We start from the raw sequence: 15,643 nt of genomic DNA on the forward strand, positions 1-15,643 counted from the left end.
TTGTCCGTGACTGTTCCGAACGGTCCGCAGCTCGCGACGCTGCCGGCGGAAGACGGTTCGTCCGCCGTGCAAATTTTGCAGCCGTCCGGCTGGCCGTTGCCGAAGGGCTATGCCAACGGCGTGGCCGCCGACGGCCGCATCGTCGTGACCGGCGGTGTGATCGGCTGGGACGCCGAAGAACGCCTCGCGGACGGTTTTGTCGCGCAGGTGCGCCAGACGCTCGCCAACATCGCGGCGATTTTGGCGGAAGGTGGCGCGCGGCCCGAGCACCTCGTGCGTCTGACCTGGTACGTCGTGGACATGGACGAATACCTCGCGAACCTGAAGGAGCTCGGCCGGATCTATCGCGAGATCCTTGGCGCGCATTACCCGGCGATGGCTCTCGTGCAGGTCGTTCGCCTGGTCGAAAAGGCCGCGCGCGTCGAGATCGAAGCGACCGCGGTGATCCCGCGCTGACGCTTCGATCGGCGAGCTGCCCTGATCAGCTCGCTTTGGCGAGGTCGTCGTCCTCCGGCGAGTTCAGATAGACGCCCGAGACCGTGTCGACCCAGCACAGATGATCGTGCACCTTCTTGACGCCCTCGACGTTCTCGGTCGCGACGATCGCCGCCTTGCGCACGCGCTCCTCGGTGATCACGCCGGAGAGATGAACGATGCCGTCGCGGACGATGACGTTCAGTCCGAACGGGCACCAGTCGGTCTTCTCGATCGCGTCGATGATCCGGTTGCGGATGTGATCGTCATCAGCGGTGGGATCCGGCACCTGACGCGCGAGGCTCGCGACCGCCTGGAGCAGGCTGGCGCGCGAGACGATGCCGACGACCTTGTCGCCGCGCACGACCGGCAGGCGCTTGATGTTCTTCTGCTCCATGATGTCGGCGATCTCGGCGAGCGCGGTGTCTTCGTTGATGGTGACCGGCGACGTCGTCATGACTTCGGCGACCTTGCGGCCGTGCTCGGCAACGAAATCGCCGGCCGAGGCGCCCGGGCCGAGAATGAAGCGCAGCCAGTTGCGCCGCTTGCGCTGCGTCCCGATCTCGCTGCGGCGTAGGAAGTCGCCTTCGGAGACGATGCCGACGAGCTTGCCCTGGCTGTCGATCACCGGAAGTCCGCTGACATGGCGTTGCAGCATCAGGTTCGCGGCATCGACGATGGTGGTGTCGGGGGTGACCGAAATGACAGACCGGGTCATGATCTGGTGGGCGCGCATGGGGAACTCCGCAGGCTTTGGCAAATGATGGCAAACCCTAGTCCGGGCGCGGCAGGCCGGGTTGACCCAAGTCAAGCGCAGGTCAAGCGTGCGACGCCAAATGGTCGCGTGTCGCGGGGCTTGTGCTAGACTTGACCCAGCTCAATGTCCGCAGGGATGCTCGGCCTATCCTCATCTTCGGAGTTCCGAGACGATGGGGAGAGTGCCGTGCGCGAGGCCGCCAAAGCATCCGAGATCAAGGCAATTGAGACACAAGGGAGCGTCACTATGCCAATGGCGCCCGATGCGGTTGCCCAACTCGCGGATGCGAACCGCCGCGCACTCGATGTGATGCTGGGAGCGCAACGACTTCTGTTCGAGCAGAGCGCCTTCGTTGCGAGCGAAATGCTTGATCGCGCGCAAACCGAGACGCATCTGTTCGCCGAATTCGTCTCGAAGCTCGCCGGCTCGCATTCGGTCAAGGACTGGGCCAGCATGTGCAGGGATTGCAGCCAGCACCAGCTGGATTTCATCCGCCGCGACAGCGATCGGCTGTTCAAGCAGGGGGAACGGTTGATGGAGGCGGCGTCCCGCCTGGTCGACAGCGCGTCGCCCCGTTGATCGCTGTTGTCATGAACGTCATGCAGACTTCGACGCTCGTGCGGGCAGAGAAACCGGCCGTCGCCGGGCCGGCCGATCAGCCCGTCCCGGCGGCCGCGGCAGAATCGCGGTCCGAAGCGACCGCTGTCGGCGTCCAGCCGCAGGCCGAATCCTATCCCGTCGACCGCACGCTTCACGCTATGCTGGCGCGCTTCAACGGCGGGATTTCGCCAGTTGCCTTGTCGCTCGCTTTTCTCGACTGGGCGTCCCACCTTGCGTCGGCGCCGCAGCGCCAGATCGAACTGGTTCACGACGCCGTTCGCGATGCCGGCCGGCTGGTCGAGGCCGCGACCCACGCATCCGTGGACAGCAAGCCCTGGTCCGTCACCAGGCCGCGAGCCCAGGATCGGCGCTTTGCCAGGCACGAATGGGAGACGGCTTCGTTCAACCTGCTGGCGCAGGGTTTTTTGCTCAGCGAGGAATGGTGGCGCAAGGCGACGACCGGTGTGCGCGGCGTCGCGCCCGCCAATCAGGCGATCGTCGAGTTCTCCATCCGCCAGGTGCTCGACATGCTGGCGCCCTCCAATTTCGCGGCGACCAACCCCGAAGTGCTGCAAAAGGCGTTTCAGACCGGTGGCGCAAACTTCCTGGCCGGCTGGCAAAACTGGTCCAGCGACCTGATGCGCATGATTGCCGGCGGCAAGCAGGGCGGTGACCGGCAATTCATCGTCGGCAAGACGGTCGCGACGTCACCCGGAAAGGTCATCTATCGCAACGAGCTGATCGAGCTGATCCAGTACAGCCCGACCACCGAGAAGGTGCGGCCCGAGCCGGTCCTGATCGTGCCGGCCTGGATCATGAAATACTATATCCTCGATCTGTCGCCGCAGAATTCGCTGGTGAGGCATCTCACCGGCGAGGGTTTTACCGTCTTCGCGATCTCCTGGCGCAATCCGAACGCGGATGACCGCGACGTGGCGTTCGACGACTATCGCAGGCTGGGCGTCAAGGCCGCGCTCGACACGATCGGCTGCATCCTGCCGCGCCGAAAAATCCACGCGCTCGGCTATTGCCTCGGCGGCACGCTCTTGTCGATTGCGGCGGCCGCGATGGCGCGGGACGGCGACAACAGGCTGAAGACGATCACGCTGCTGGCCGCGCAGACGGATTTCACCGAAGCGGGTGAGCTGACGCTCTTCATCAACGAGAGCCAGGTCGCCTTCCTCGAGGACATCATGTGGGAGCGCGGCTATCTCGACACCACCCAGATGGCGGGCGCATTCCAGCTCCTGCGCTCGAACGATCTGATCTGGTCGCGCCTGTCCCACGACTATCTGCTTGGCGAACGCGCCCCGCCGAGCGATCTGATGGCCTGGAACGCCGACGCGACGCGCCTGCCGTATCGCATGCATTCGGAGTATCTGCGCCAGCTCTTCCTCAACAACGATCTGGCGGAAGGCCGCTATCACGTCGAAGGGCGCAACATCTCACTGTCGGACATCCATGCGCCGATGTTCGTGGTCGGCACGCTCCGCGATCACGTCGCGCCCTGGAAGTCCGTCTACAAGATCCACTACCAGGTCGATGCCGACGTGACGTTCCTATTGACCAGCGGCGGCCACAATGGCGGCATCGTGGCGCCGCCGGGCGAAGCCGGGCACAGCTACCAGGTCATGACCAAGGGCGCGGACACGCCCTATATCGGCCGCGACGAATGGCTGAAGCTGGCGCCGCACGGCGAGGGGTCGTGGTGGCCGGAATGGACCGGCTGGCTCGCGGCGCGCTCGGGCGAATTGTGCGATCCGCCGCGCGCGGTCTTTTGCAATGTCGAGGCGCTGCCGGACGCGCCGGGGGATTATGTTCACACCTAGAGCGTTTTCAAGCGAAGTGGATACCGGTTCGCGTCAAGAAAACGCGTCAAGGCTCTAATCGTCGTCGTCCTCGCTGCGGGTCAGGTCTGACGCGCGGAATGGCTTGGCCTTGCCCAGCTTCCTGTAGGCGGTCGAGGCTATCAGCAGCAGCTTCTTTGCGTCCCTGCGATCGAGGAAGTGCAGGCCTGGGACAGCGCCTGCGCCGTTGAACGATTTTGCCAGCGTCCGGCCCCTTGCATCGTCATTGAGCCGGCCGAGGCTGCGTTGCGCCTTGCGCAACTGCTTCAGGGCAGCCTTCTGCTTCGCCAGCGACTTGTCGGAAAACAGATCTTCGAGCGATTCGATCGAATAGGTCAGCCGCTTGTTGAGGATACGCAGTTTGTGGCGCTTCTCCGCGTCGAGCTTGTCGAGCCTGCGCGATCTCTTGAGCAGCTTCCTTTCCCACTCCGCGAGCCGGCCGGCGGCGTGCTCGGCGAGCGAGGTCGCGCGCAGCCTGACGGCCTCCTTGCTTCGGCTGGTCGACCATGGCCCGCGCGCGATCCAGCCCGAGGCATGTTCGATCAGGCGCCTGTAGCGTGCGGACTGCAGAGCACGCGCCAGCAGCCGGTGACTTTCACTGCGCTTCTCGGTCCACGTCTGGAGCTCGGCGATCACGGCGAGCTCATCGCCGCTGGCGGCCACGATCCGCTCGATGGCCACGTCGAGATCCCTGACCGTCCCGAGCTGGCCGTTCAGCCATTTCAGCTCGGCCCAGACCTGCGCCTGCTCGGCGTCGTCGACCATCGGCGAGAAGAACCGGATCGCGCTGCGCAGATGCGTCAGCGCAATCCGGGTCTGGTGCAGGGCATCGGGATCGCCGCTGCAGGTCGCATTGTGCTGGGCGATGACGGCGTCGAGGTAACGGCGCGCGATGATGCGAAATGCGGTGTCGCAGGCCATGCCGCGGCTCAGCCGTGCCGGCGATCCGCGCGACGCCGGCCTGGCCGGAGCGGGTGCCTCCATGGGTGGGGTGAATTGTGACATCTTCATCCGCGCCAATCAGATGGTCTTTCTCCGGCGATCACGGCCTTGCAACGCGCCAGCGTCTGTTCCGGCGTCCCCGACGCGTCGATCGTGTCCCAGCCGACATTGCCGATATTATAGTGCTCCTGAAGCGCGGCAACCTCGGGCGTTGCGTCGGATGCATCGTTCCGTCTGCGACCAATTCGCGCCTGGCGCGTCGCAAGGTCTGCAACCAGGAAGAAGCCCCTGAGGGGAACGTTGCACGCCCGTGCCAGGGCGGTCATTGCATCCCGTTCCGGCTCTTGCGCGAACACCGCGTCGATCAGGGCCGAATGTCCTTGCGCCAGCACGTGCCGCGCGCGTTCGGCCAGCGTTTCGTAGACGCGTTCCGTGACCTCGGGTTGATAGGCCGATGACGGCAGCCGGTCGGTGTCTTTCACCCCGAAGAGATGCTTGCGAAGCGTGTCGGTGCGCAGCACCACCGCGCCGGGTGCGGGACCGACGGCAGGCGCAAGCATGCGGGCCAGCAGCGATTTTCCCGTCCCCGACAGGCCGCCGACGGCGATCAGGCGCGGGGCAGGGGGATCGATCAGGGCCCGGGCCAGGTTGAAGTAATGCTGCGCGTCCGCGACGATCTCTGCTTGATCGACGTGCGGCCGCTTCAGCCTGGCCAACGCGACCTGGGCACGGATCGCGGCCCGGATCGACAGGAACAGCGGAAGCGCGCCAAGCCCGTCGAGATGGTCCGCAGGCGTCGTCGCAAGATAGCGGTTGAACAGGATGCTCGCCGCCTGCTGCTGCCCGTAACGCAGCAGGTCCATCACCGCGAATGCAAGATCGTAGAGCACGTCGACCGAGGCGATGTCTGGATCGAACTCGATGGCATCGAACAGCACGGGCCGTTCGTCGATCATGACGATATTTGCAAGATGCAGGTCGCCGTGGCAACGCCGCACGAAGCCCTGCCGGCCGCGCGCCGCGAGGGTGGAGCGGATACGGGCGAGCGCCTGATGCGACGCCGCCGCCAGCGCCTCGATCGCATTCGCTGCCAGATGGCCGCCGATGCGCAGGCCTGCGGAATTGCCGTCGATGAGGGACGGGATCGCGGTGACCCAGGGCCTCTCGACGCGCGGCGCGATCGCATGCGACGCGGCAATCGCATCGGCCATCTCGGCGGCAAGGCCGTCGGGAAGCGGACCGGCCTTGGCGATGTGATCCAGGGTCTTGCTCTCGTCGAAGCGGGACATCTCGACGGCATATTCGACCGGTGTGCCGCCTCCCCCGATGCTCAGCGAGCCGTCGCGGTCCTCGGTGATCGCGACCACGCGGTGGTAGATCTGCGGGGCAAGCGGCCGGTTGATCCTGATCTCTTCCTCGCAGGCGGCCTTGCGCTTGTCGAGCGTCGAATAGTCGAGAAAGGGAAAGCGGACGGCACGCTTGATCTTCAGCGCGCGCTTGCCTTCGAGAAAAACCGAGGCCGCATGGGTGTCGATCCGCGTCGTGTCGCCGTGCGTCAGGAACGCAAAGACGCGCTCCTGGGCTGCGGTGGTATCTGTGGATGTAACTGGCATGTGTGACCGCATTCAGGGCCTGAGCACGGCCGCGCCGAGGATCTGTCCGCGCCTGAGCTTGCTCAAGACCTCATTGGCCTCCTGCAGCGGAAAAACCGTGGTTTCGGTACGAACGCCGGCTTGCGGCGCGACCTTGAGAAAGTCGAGGCCATCCTGCCGCGTGAGGTTCGCGACCGAGATCAATTGCCGTTCCTCCCACAGCAGTTCGTAGGGAAAACTCGGAATATCGCTCATGTGAATTCCGGCGCAGACCACGCGTCCGCCCTTGCGGACCGCGCGCAACGCCGCCGGTACCAGCTCGCCGGCAGGCGCGTAGATGATGGCGGCGTCGAGCGGCGTATCGGGCATCTCATCGGATGCGCCTGCCCAGACGGCACCGAGCCGCCGGGCAAAATCCTGCGCGGCGACGTCGCCGCGGCGGGTGAAGGCATGGACGGATCGACCCTGCCAGACGGCAATTTGCGCGATGATGTGGCCTGCGGCCCCAAAGCCATAGATGCCGAGCCGCTCGGCGTTTCCCGCCAGCACCAGCGAGCGCCAGCCGATCAGGCCTGCGCACAGCAGCGGCGCGATGGATGTGTCGTCGCCGGCCTCGCCGAGCGGAAACGCATAGCGAGCATCCGCGATGGTGTGAGTCGCGTAGCCGCCATCGCGCGTATAGCCGGTGAAGAGCGGCCGGTCGCACAGGTTCTCCATGCCGTCCTTGCAGAAGCGGCAGGCTCCGCAGGTATGTCCAAGCCAGGGAATGCCGACGCGGTCGCCCACGACGTGGGTCGCGACGCCGGGGCCGACCAAGTCGACCCGGCCGACGATCTCATGACCGGGAATGATGGGGTAGCGGATGTCGGGCAGCTCGGCGTCGGCGACGTGCAGGTCGGTCCGGCAAACGCCGCAAGCGCCGACCTTGACCCGAATCTCGCCGGGCGCCGGAAGCGGGTCCGGCCGCTCCTCCATCTGGAGCGGGGCTCGCGGGGCCGACAACACCATCGCACGCATCGATCTCTCCGCAGCTTGAGGTCAAGGCGCGATGGCGAGGCTCGGTTGACCTCTCCCCAAGCGAGGAGAGGTCGATTTGCGCCTCGCGATGCGGAGCATCGTCGAGAGCAAATCGGGTGAGGGGGTGCTGCACCAATTGAGACCGTAACCCCTCACCCGGCGCCAAAGCCGATGCCAGGCATCGGCCTCTACTAAGAACGGCGGCCGGAGGCCGCCTATGCCGACCTCTCCCAAAGGAGAGGTGAAGCCCCGATGCCGCACTCGCTCAACCTCGTTTCGTTGCACTCTAGGACGGAACCAAGGCCGGGCCTTGACGTCAATCAAGGCCTGTCCCGGGCGTGGGTTCCCAAGCCCTTTCGCCTTGACGAGGATCAATGGCGCGGGCGGGAGGCGGCCTATTTTCGGCGGCCTAAGGAGAATCCCGATGCCCATCAAGAACGTCCTTCTGCCGCTTCTGGGCGAGCCGAGCGAACAGGCCTCGGCCGCGATCGAGAAATGCGTGGCTGCGGCTGCCGATTGGGGGGCGAAGATCACCGCGCTTGCCGTGGCCGAGGACATCTGGGTACGGCCGAAGGTGGTGATCTCGAGCGATGTCGAAAACGCCGAGGAGGCGCACGCCAGGCGGAGCGTCACCGATGTCAACGCGCTTTTGGCGACGTTCAAGGAAGCCACGTCGCGCGTGACCGTTCGTGCGGAAACGCGATTGCACAAATTCGCTCCTGAGCTGATTGCGCCAAGCGTGGCGGAGTTTGCCCGGTTCGGCGATCTCACGCTGCTCCCCGTCAAGTCCCACGACAGCCGGTCTGAAAAGATCATCGAGGCGCTGCTGTTCGAGTCCGGCCGGCCGTTGTTGCTGTGTCCCGAAGATCGGGCGGCCGAACTCCGGCCGGAGCTCGAAAACGTGATAATCGCCTGGGATCATTCCGCCCGCGCGGCCCGTGCCGTCGGCGACGCCATGCCGATCCTGCAGGCGGCCAATTCGGTCCGGGTGGTGACGGTGACCGATGAGACGACCGAGGCCATCATGCAATCGGGCGCCAGTCTCGTCGATCATCTCAGAGAGCACGGCGTCTACGCCGCCTTCGAGACGACGCCGGTCAAGGGCAGCTCGATCGGCAAGGTGCTCGGAATCTGGGCGCGCGCCCACGCCATCGATGCCATCATCATGGGCGCCTACCATCATTCCCGTTTGAACGAAATCGTCTGGGGCGGCGTGACCAAGACTGTCATGGGCGCGCCACCGTGCTGGGTTATGATGTCGTACTAGATCCGGAAGAGAAGAGTGTGCAGCGGTCTTCGCTCGCGACACGCGCGGGACGCGGTTGCGTGGAGATCATGCTCAAGCAAGGAAAATAAGGCGCGATGACGATTCAACTTCGACTCATCGAGCCGTAGGCAATTCCGCCACATATCCGCGCCAGGTTTCCCACGATCGGGCCTGCCGCCCGAGTGCATCGTTGAATCATGTCGACCTATCGTCTGAAGAATCTGCTGTCGCCCCGTTCGGTCGCGCTCGTCGGAGCGAGCCCGCGGCCCGTCTCCGTCGGCCGCGCGGTGCTGGAGAACATTCGCAAGGCGAATTTCACGGGTGAGTTCGGCCTGGTCAATCCGCGCTATGCCGAGATCGCCGGCATGCAAGCGGTGACCAGCCTCGAGAAGCTACCCTTCGTCCCCGAGCTCGTCGCCATTACGGCGCCTGCCAAGGAAATTCCAGGGATCATCGAACAGGCCGGCCGGCGCGGCACGGCCGGTGCGCTGATCGTGACAGCGGGCCTTGGCCACGGTCCCGGCTCGCTGGAGGAGGCCTCGCTTCAGGCCGCCCGGCGCTACGGCATGCGCCTGATCGGCCCCAACTGCCTGGGCATCATGATGCCGGGTGTGAGCCTGAACGCCAGCTTCTCGGCGCACATGCCCGGTGCCGGCAACCTCGCGCTCATCTCGCAGTCCGGCGCAATCGCCGCCGGCATGGTGGATTGGGCCGCGCAGCGCGGCGTCGGCTTCTCCGGAATCGTATCGATCGGCGATCAGGCCGACGTCGATATCGCCGATCTTCTGGATTACTTCGCAACCGACCACAAGACGCGCGCGATCCTGCTCTACATCGAGTCCATCAAGAACGCGCGCAAGTTCATGTCGGCGGCGCGCGCCGCAGCGCGGGTGAAGCCCGTCGTGGTGGTGAAATCCGGCCGCATGGCGCAGGGCGCGCGGGCGGCCGCCACCCACACCGGCGCGCTCGCTGGAGCCGACGCCGTCTATGACGCCGCCTTCCGCCGCGCCGGCATTTTGCGCGTGTCCGATCTGCGCGAGCTGTTCGACTGTGCGGAGACGCTCGGCCGCGTCGAATCGCCGGGCGGCAAGCGACTCGCGATCCTGACCAATGGCGGCGGCATCGGCGTGCTGGCCGTCGATCGGCTGGTCGAACTCGGCGGAATTCCCGCACCCATGACGCCGGATACGCGGCAAAAGCTCGACACCGTGTTGCCGCCGACCTGGTCGGGCTCAAATCCCGTGGACATTGTGGGCGACGCCGATGCCGCGCGCTATGCGCGCGCGCTGGAGGTGCTGCTGGCCGATCCCGGGAACGATGCGATCCTCGTTCTCAACGTGCAGACCGCGATCGCCTCCGCCGCCGACATCGCCGAGACGGTGACCGGGCTCGTCAAGACCTATCGCGAAGAGCGTCGCCGCTGGGCAAAGCCCGTGCTGGCGGCTTGGGTCGGTGCCGATCAGAAAATCGTCGAGACGTTGAGCGGTGCCGGGATTCCCAACTATCCGACCGAGGACGATGCGGTGCGCGGCTTCATGCATCTGGTGCAGCACCGCGAGGTGGTCGAGGAGCTCTCGCAGGTTCCGCCGGCCATGCCCGACGCCTTTGCGCCCGATATCGAGAGCGCGAGGTCGATCGTATCAGCGGCGATGGCCGACGGCCGCAAATGGCTCGAACCGGTCGAGATCAAGCGCCTGCTCGAGGCCTACGACATCGCGATGGTGCCGACCTATGCGGCCGCCGACATCGAGCAGGCGGTGACCTATGCCAAGGAGATCTTCGCGCAGGGCGCGACCGTCGTGCTCAAGATCCTGTCGCGCGACATCGTGCACAAATCCGATGTCGGCGGCGTCGTTCTCAATCTGACCACGCCCGAGGCCGTACGCACGGCGGCAGCCGATATTCTTGCCCGCGCCAGGAAGCTGCGGCCCGAAGCCCGCATTTCCGGCGTCATCGTGCAGGCGATGATCGTGAAGGCGAAAGCGCGCGAGTTGATCCTGGGTCTGGCCGACGATCCGACCTTCGGTACGGTCGTGGTGTTCGGGCGTGGCGGCACGGCGGTCGAGATCATCAACGACAAGGCGCTCGCGCTGCCGCCGCTCGATCTGCAGCTCGCCCGTGACCTGATCGAACGGACCCGCGTCTCGCGGCTGTTACGTGCCTATCGCGATGTGCCCGCCGTCAAGCAGGATGCGGTCGCCATGGTGCTGGTCAAGCTGGCGCAGATGGCGGCCGACATTCCCGAGATCCGCGAGCTCGACATCAATCCGCTGCTGGCTGACGAAACCGGCGTCACCGCCGTCGACGCTCGAATTGCGGTCGGAACGACGCCGCGCAAATTTGCGGGATCCGGCCCCGCCAATTTTGCCGTCCGCGCCTATCCGTCGCGGTGGGAGCGCCACCTGGAGCTGAAGGACGGCTGGCGCATCTTCGTGCGGCCGATGCGGCCTGAGGACGAGCCGACCATTCACACCTTCCTCAAGCACGTCACGCCCCACGATCTGCGCCTGCGCTTCTTCGCGCCGATGAAGGAGTTCACCCACGAGTTCATCGCCCGCCTGACCCAGCTCGACTACGCCCGCGCAATGGCGTTCATCGCCTTCGAGGAGGCGACCGGGGAGATGGTTGGCGTGGTCCGGATCCATTCGGACTCGATCTACGAGACCGGTGAATACGCCATCCTGTTGCGCTCCGACCTGAAGGGCAGGGGACTTGGATGGGCCCTGATGCAGCTCATCATCGACTATGCGCGGTCGGAGGGACTGAAGACCATTTCCGGCGATGTTCTCAAGGAGAACACGGTCATGCTCGAGATGTGCCGCCAGCTCGGCTTCCAGGTGAAGCCGGATCCGGCCGAGCCTGACATCTGCGACGTGCGGCTGAAGCTGTAGGGCGACGGCGGTTGGCTCAATTGTCCGCATGTCCGCACCACAAACTCGTCATGCCCGGGCTTGTCCCGAGCATCCACGTTCTTTGAGCCGCGAGAAAAGTCGTGGATGGCCGGGACAAGCCCGGCCATGACGGTGTGGGAACGCGACTTCCGCAATGATGGCACTATACCCCCGATTTGCCCGACGCGTCAAGCGAATTTCGTAAAAATCGAAGATTGCGCCGGGCCACGGCCCGGCTACTTTGCATGGGGTTGTTTTCGAGGTTTTTGTCTGACGGCCGCGCCCTGCGGGTTATTTGGGCTCCGCAGCCGCCGCCTGCGGCCCGGCCGCCGGCTTCCTCAGGCTCTTGATGATGATCGTGATCAGGGGCACCAGGAACGGCACCAGTCCGTTGAGCGGATGATGCAGGGTGCCGACGAACTGCGCCTGCATGGCGCGGGCCTCGATCTGCAAGGCTTCGATCGAGGCGCCATGGATCTCGTTGGCAAGCTCGAGCTCGCGTCCCGAGGGCGAGCGCGCCGAGATCGCGAACAGCAGCCCCGCGATGGCAAAATTGATGACGCCCAGGATCGCCGCAGCCAGAATGGCGCTCCATACCTGGACGAGAGCGAAATAGGCCGCCAGCTCCAGCATCAGCAGGCCGAAGGCGGCGATCAGTGCGGCAAACGCACGCAGTCCGAAGCCAACCAGCAGATGGCGCAGCCGGATGTCGGCAATGATCTTCTCGGTTCGCCAGAGCACGCGTAGCTGCTTGACGACATTCTCCGTATTCACCTAGTGCCTCCTCAGCATGAATCCGACGACAACGCCGAGCGCGAAGGCCGAGGCAAGTGATGCGATCGGGCGTTCGGCAACCAGCCCCTGGAGCTGCTCCTGCTCCTCCTGCACGGTCTCGCCGAGCTCGGCGAGCGCGGCCTTGATCTGCTCGGCCAGCGCGTCGGCGCGCTCCTTCGAGCCCTCCAGCATCTCTTCGCCGGCCGTGTTCATCAGGCTGGAGAGGTCGATCTTCAGCGCCTTCAGCTCGTCACTGATCCTGCCGGTGTCGAACATGGAGTTTCTCCTGTTTGGGCCGGGAAAGCTTAGGAGGCGACGAGGCTTTTTGATTGATTTGCATCAACAGCGTGCGAGGCGACCCTTCGGTTTGAGGCAGGTCAATCCGGCTGCCATCGGCGTGCCTAGAAGCGGTGAGAGGCTTGGGACAGTCGTCCCGAAGAGGAGCTGTCTGTGAACTCCGAACCCCTGTTGGCGGCCACGCCCTCCGGCGACGTGCTCGAACTGCGCCCGGCCGGCTCGTGGATCGCTTCGAATGTCGCAAAGCTCGAAGCGCTTTCCCAATCGGTCAAGGCCGAAATCGACCGATCGAAGAGCGTGAAGCTCGACATGGCCGCAGTGAGCGAGCTCGACACGCTCGGCGCCTGGCTCTTGGAGAAGTTGTCCCGGCGCGTGAGCTCGAACGGTGCGCCGGCCGATATCGTCGGCGTCGCCGACAATTACAGCGGCCTCATGGACGAGGTCCGCCAGGTCAATCGCCACACTCCGCAAGCTGCACCTGCGCCCAATCCGCTTCTCTTCCGGCTCGGCGAACTCGGCAAGGCGACGGTCGGGGCGCGCGAGGATGTCGCGGTGTTCCTGCAAATGCTGGGCTCGCTGTTCACGGCGCTGATCGGCGTTGTCAGGCATCCGCGTTCGCTGCGGCTGACATCGCTGGTCTATCAGCTCTACCGGATCGGCTGGCAGGCCATTCCGATCATTGTGCTCATCACCTTCCTGATCGGCGCCATCATCGCGCAGCAGGGTTTCTTCCACTTTCGCAGGTTCGGCGCGGAGTCCTACACGGTCGACATGGTCGGCATCCTTATCCTGCGCGAACTCGGCGTGCTGATCGTCGCCATCATGGTGGCGGGACGGTCGGGCAGCGCCTACACGGCCGAGCTCGGTTCAATGAAGATGCGCGAGGAGATCGATGCGCTTTCGACCATGGGCCTCAACCCGGTCGACGTGCTGATCCTGCCGCGCGTCGCCGCGCTCGTCATCGCGCTGCCGATCCTGACCTTCATCGGATCGATCGCCGCGCTCTATGGCGGCGGGCTGGTGGCGCAGTTCTACGGCGACATGGGGCCGGCGATCTATCTGGCGCGGCTGCACGAGGCGATTTCGGTCACCCATTTCCAGGTCGGCATCCTCAAGGCGCCGTTCATGGCGCTGGTGATCGGGATCGTCGCCTGCAGCGAAGGGTTGCGGGTCAAGGGCAGCGCGGAATCGCTCGGCAAGCAGACGACGACGTCGGTGGTGAAGTCGATCTTCCTCGTCATCGTGCTCGACGGCCTGTTCGCGATCTTCTTCGCCTCGATCGGAATGTGACGATGGCGGAAGCATCTCCCGCATTCGCGATCCGCGTTCGCGACCTTGTCGTCGGCTTCGGCCGGCAGATCGTGATCGACCGCCTGTCGCTCGATGTCCGCAGAGGCGAAATCCTCGGGCTGGTCGGTGCCTCCGGCGGCGGAAAATCGGTCCTGATGCGCACCATCATCGGCCTCATTCCGCGGCGGAGCGGCGACATCGAGGTGATGGGCCAGCCGATCGGTGGCACGCACGACCACGGCACGCAGAGTGCGGCGACGAAATGGGGCATCCTGTTTCAGCAGGGCGCGCTGTTCTCTTCGCTGACGGTGCGGCAGAACGTGCAGTTTCCGCTGCGCGAGAATCTCGTGCTGTCGCAGGAGCTGATGGACGAGATCGCGATCGCCAAGCTCGAAATGGTCGGCCTGCGCGCGCAGGACGGCGACAAATATCCGGCAGAGCTGTCCGGCGGCATGACCAAGCGCGTGGCGCTGGCCCGCGCGCTCGCGCTCGACCCGCCCATCCTGTTCCTGGACGAGCCGACCTCCGGCCTCGATCCGATCGCGGCCGGCGATTTCGACGCGTTGATCAAGACCTTGCAGAAGACGCTGGGGCTCACGGTGTTCATGGTCACCCATGACCTCGCAAGCCTCACCACGGTCTGCGACCGCGTCGCCGCGCTCGCCGATGGCAAGATCGTCGCGATCGGACCGATGCGCGAGCTGCTTCAATCCGAGCATCCCTGGGTGAGGGCCTATTTCCACGGCAAACGCTCCCAGATGCTGCAACCCCAGATGAGATGAGACATGGAAACCCGCGCTCCCTATGTGTTGATCGGCGCCTTCGTGATGGCCGCGATCCTTGCGGTCTTCGGCTTCGTCTACTGGCTCAACAATGCCGGCGGCATTGGGCCGCGGACCAGCTACCGCGTTCAGTTCCAGGGACCGGTGCCCGGGCTTCTGGTCGGCGCCGGCGTGCTGTTCAACGGCATCCGGGTCGGCGAGGTCACCGAGCTTGGCCTTGCGCAGGACAATCCGCGCTTCGTCAATGCGACGATCTCGGTGGCGTCAACGACGCCGGTGCGCACCGACACCAAGGTCGGCCTTGAATTTCAGGGCCTGACCGGCGTGCCCGTGGTGACGCTCGAGGGCGGCATGATCGTCGCGAAATCCGGCGAGATGCCGACCCTGATCGCCGAACCCGGCGCGGGCCAGAGCATGACGCAAGCCGCGCGCGACGCGCTGCGCCGGGTCGATTCGGTGCTGGAGGAGAACTCTGGCCCGTTGAAGGACACCATCGCCAATTTGAGGACGTTTTCCGACGGGCTGGCGCGCAACACCGGCAAGCTCGACAGCATCGTCGCGGGGCTCGAGAAGATGACCGGCGGCGGCACCCAGGCGCAGAAGATCACCTTCGATCTGCGTGCGCCCGACAAGCTCGGACCGGCCGGCAAGACATTGTCCGAGCCGCTGGCGATCCCTGAGCCGACCGCGGTCGCGATGCTGCAGACGCAGCGCATGCTGTTCTCGCCGGTCAAGGACTATCCGGGCTTCGCCGAATTTCTGTGGGCTGACAGCATTCCAAAATTGTTGCAGGCGCGGCTGATCGACAGTTTTGAGAACTACGACATCGCGCACGCGCCGCTGCGCGCGACCGATGTCGGCCAGCCCGGCAATCAGTTGCTGATCGACATCCGCCGCTTCCGCATCGTGGCGGAGGGCGAGCCGCAGGCCGAGATCGCACTGTCGGCCCGGATCGTCGACAAGAGTGGCAAGGTGATCGCCTCGCGCCTGGTGGAGGCCAGCGAAAAGCTCGACAAGATCGAGCCGGCGGCGGCGGTTGCGGCGTTCAACGCGGCGTTCGGCCGGATCGCCAAGGAGCTGGTCGGCTGGACGGTGCAGTCGGCATAGCCGCCG

14 protein-coding genes are annotated in these 15,643 nt (G+C 65.2%); 8 read left to right on the forward strand and 6 right to left on the reverse strand.

Annotation, left to right across the window (positions count from 1 at the left end):
- A complete protein-coding gene (locus JQ632_RS03355; RefSeq protein WP_212400858.1) occupies positions 1-456 on the forward strand; it encodes a RidA family protein in 456 nt (151 codons plus the stop codon).
- A gap of 25 nt (positions 457-481) precedes the next feature.
- On the opposite strand, the gene JQ632_RS03360 is transcribed toward JQ632_RS03355, so the two are convergent.
- On the reverse strand, positions 482-1,210 hold the full coding sequence (locus tag JQ632_RS03360) for a CBS domain-containing protein (protein ID WP_212400859.1): 729 nt from the start codon (positions 1,208-1,210) through the stop codon (positions 482-484).
- Positions 1,211-1,417: 207 nt separating this feature from the next.
- On the opposite strand from JQ632_RS03360, the gene JQ632_RS03365 reads away from it, so the two are divergent.
- Positions 1,418-1,810, forward strand: coding sequence for a hypothetical protein (locus JQ632_RS03365; protein ID WP_312015556.1), 393 nt, complete (start codon positions 1,418-1,420; stop codon positions 1,808-1,810).
- Between the two features lie 11 nt (positions 1,811-1,821).
- A complete protein-coding gene (locus tag JQ632_RS03370; RefSeq protein WP_212400860.1) occupies positions 1,822-3,660 on the forward strand; it encodes an alpha/beta hydrolase in 1,839 nt (612 codons plus the stop codon).
- A gap of 54 nt (positions 3,661-3,714) precedes the next feature.
- Here JQ632_RS03370 and JQ632_RS03375 read toward each other — a convergent pair whose 3' ends face one another.
- The 3 genes from JQ632_RS03375 to JQ632_RS03385 are packed head-to-tail and all read right to left on the reverse strand — an operon-like array spanning position 3,715 to position 7,229.
- Complete coding sequence (locus JQ632_RS03375; protein WP_212401018.1) at positions 3,715-4,683, reverse strand: CHAD domain-containing protein; 969 nt, start codon at positions 4,681-4,683, stop codon at positions 3,715-3,717.
- Between the two features lie 2 nt (positions 4,684-4,685).
- A complete protein-coding gene (locus JQ632_RS03380) occupies positions 4,686-6,233 on the reverse strand; it encodes a bifunctional aminoglycoside phosphotransferase/ATP-binding protein (protein WP_212400861.1) in 1,548 nt (515 codons plus the stop codon).
- Positions 6,234-6,245: 12 nt separating this feature from the next.
- On the reverse strand, positions 6,246-7,229 hold the full coding sequence (locus JQ632_RS03385; RefSeq protein WP_212400862.1) for a zinc-dependent alcohol dehydrogenase family protein: 984 nt from the start codon (positions 7,227-7,229) through the stop codon (positions 6,246-6,248).
- Between the two features lie 424 nt (positions 7,230-7,653).
- Between JQ632_RS03385 and JQ632_RS03390 the strand changes: the two genes are divergently transcribed.
- Together JQ632_RS03390 and JQ632_RS03395 are read left to right on the forward strand one after the other, a co-directional pair.
- The gene (locus JQ632_RS03390; RefSeq protein ID WP_212401019.1) at positions 7,654-8,496 is read left to right on the forward strand and encodes a universal stress protein; all 843 of its coding nucleotides are present in this window, start codon (positions 7,654-7,656) and stop codon (positions 8,494-8,496) included.
- A gap of 197 nt (positions 8,497-8,693) precedes the next feature.
- Positions 8,694-11,387, forward strand: a complete 2,694-nt coding sequence (locus JQ632_RS03395) for a bifunctional acetate--CoA ligase family protein/GNAT family N-acetyltransferase (RefSeq protein WP_212400863.1) — start codon at positions 8,694-8,696, stop codon at positions 11,385-11,387.
- A gap of 291 nt (positions 11,388-11,678) precedes the next feature.
- Here JQ632_RS03395 and JQ632_RS03400 read toward each other — a convergent pair whose 3' ends face one another.
- A complete protein-coding gene (locus JQ632_RS03400; RefSeq protein ID WP_212400864.1) occupies positions 11,679-12,161 on the reverse strand; it encodes a phage holin family protein in 483 nt (160 codons plus the stop codon).
- Entirely contained in the window at positions 12,162-12,437 is a 276-nt protein-coding gene (locus JQ632_RS03405; RefSeq protein WP_212400865.1) for a hypothetical protein, read from the reverse strand.
- A 174-nt stretch (positions 12,438-12,611) separates the two neighbouring features.
- Between JQ632_RS03405 and JQ632_RS03410 the strand changes: the two genes are divergently transcribed.
- The 3 genes from JQ632_RS03410 to JQ632_RS03420 are packed head-to-tail and all read left to right on the forward strand — an operon-like array spanning position 12,612 to position 15,637.
- On the forward strand, positions 12,612-13,748 hold the full coding sequence (locus JQ632_RS03410; RefSeq protein ID WP_212400866.1) for an ABC transporter permease: 1,137 nt from the start codon (positions 12,612-12,614) through the stop codon (positions 13,746-13,748).
- A 2-nt stretch (positions 13,749-13,750) separates the two neighbouring features.
- The gene (locus JQ632_RS03415; RefSeq protein WP_212400867.1) at positions 13,751-14,530 is read left to right on the forward strand and encodes an ABC transporter ATP-binding protein; all 780 of its coding nucleotides are present in this window, start codon (positions 13,751-13,753) and stop codon (positions 14,528-14,530) included.
- A gap of 3 nt (positions 14,531-14,533) precedes the next feature.
- Positions 14,534-15,637: an ABC-type transport auxiliary lipoprotein family protein gene (locus tag JQ632_RS03420; protein WP_212400868.1), complete on the forward strand. Its 1,104-nt coding sequence runs from the start codon at positions 14,534-14,536 to the stop codon at positions 15,635-15,637.
- Positions 15,638-15,643 lie beyond the last annotated feature (6 nt).

Source organism: Bradyrhizobium liaoningense (assembly GCF_018130955.1).
Classification (GTDB): domain Bacteria; phylum Pseudomonadota; class Alphaproteobacteria; order Rhizobiales; family Xanthobacteraceae; genus Bradyrhizobium; species Bradyrhizobium liaoningense_C.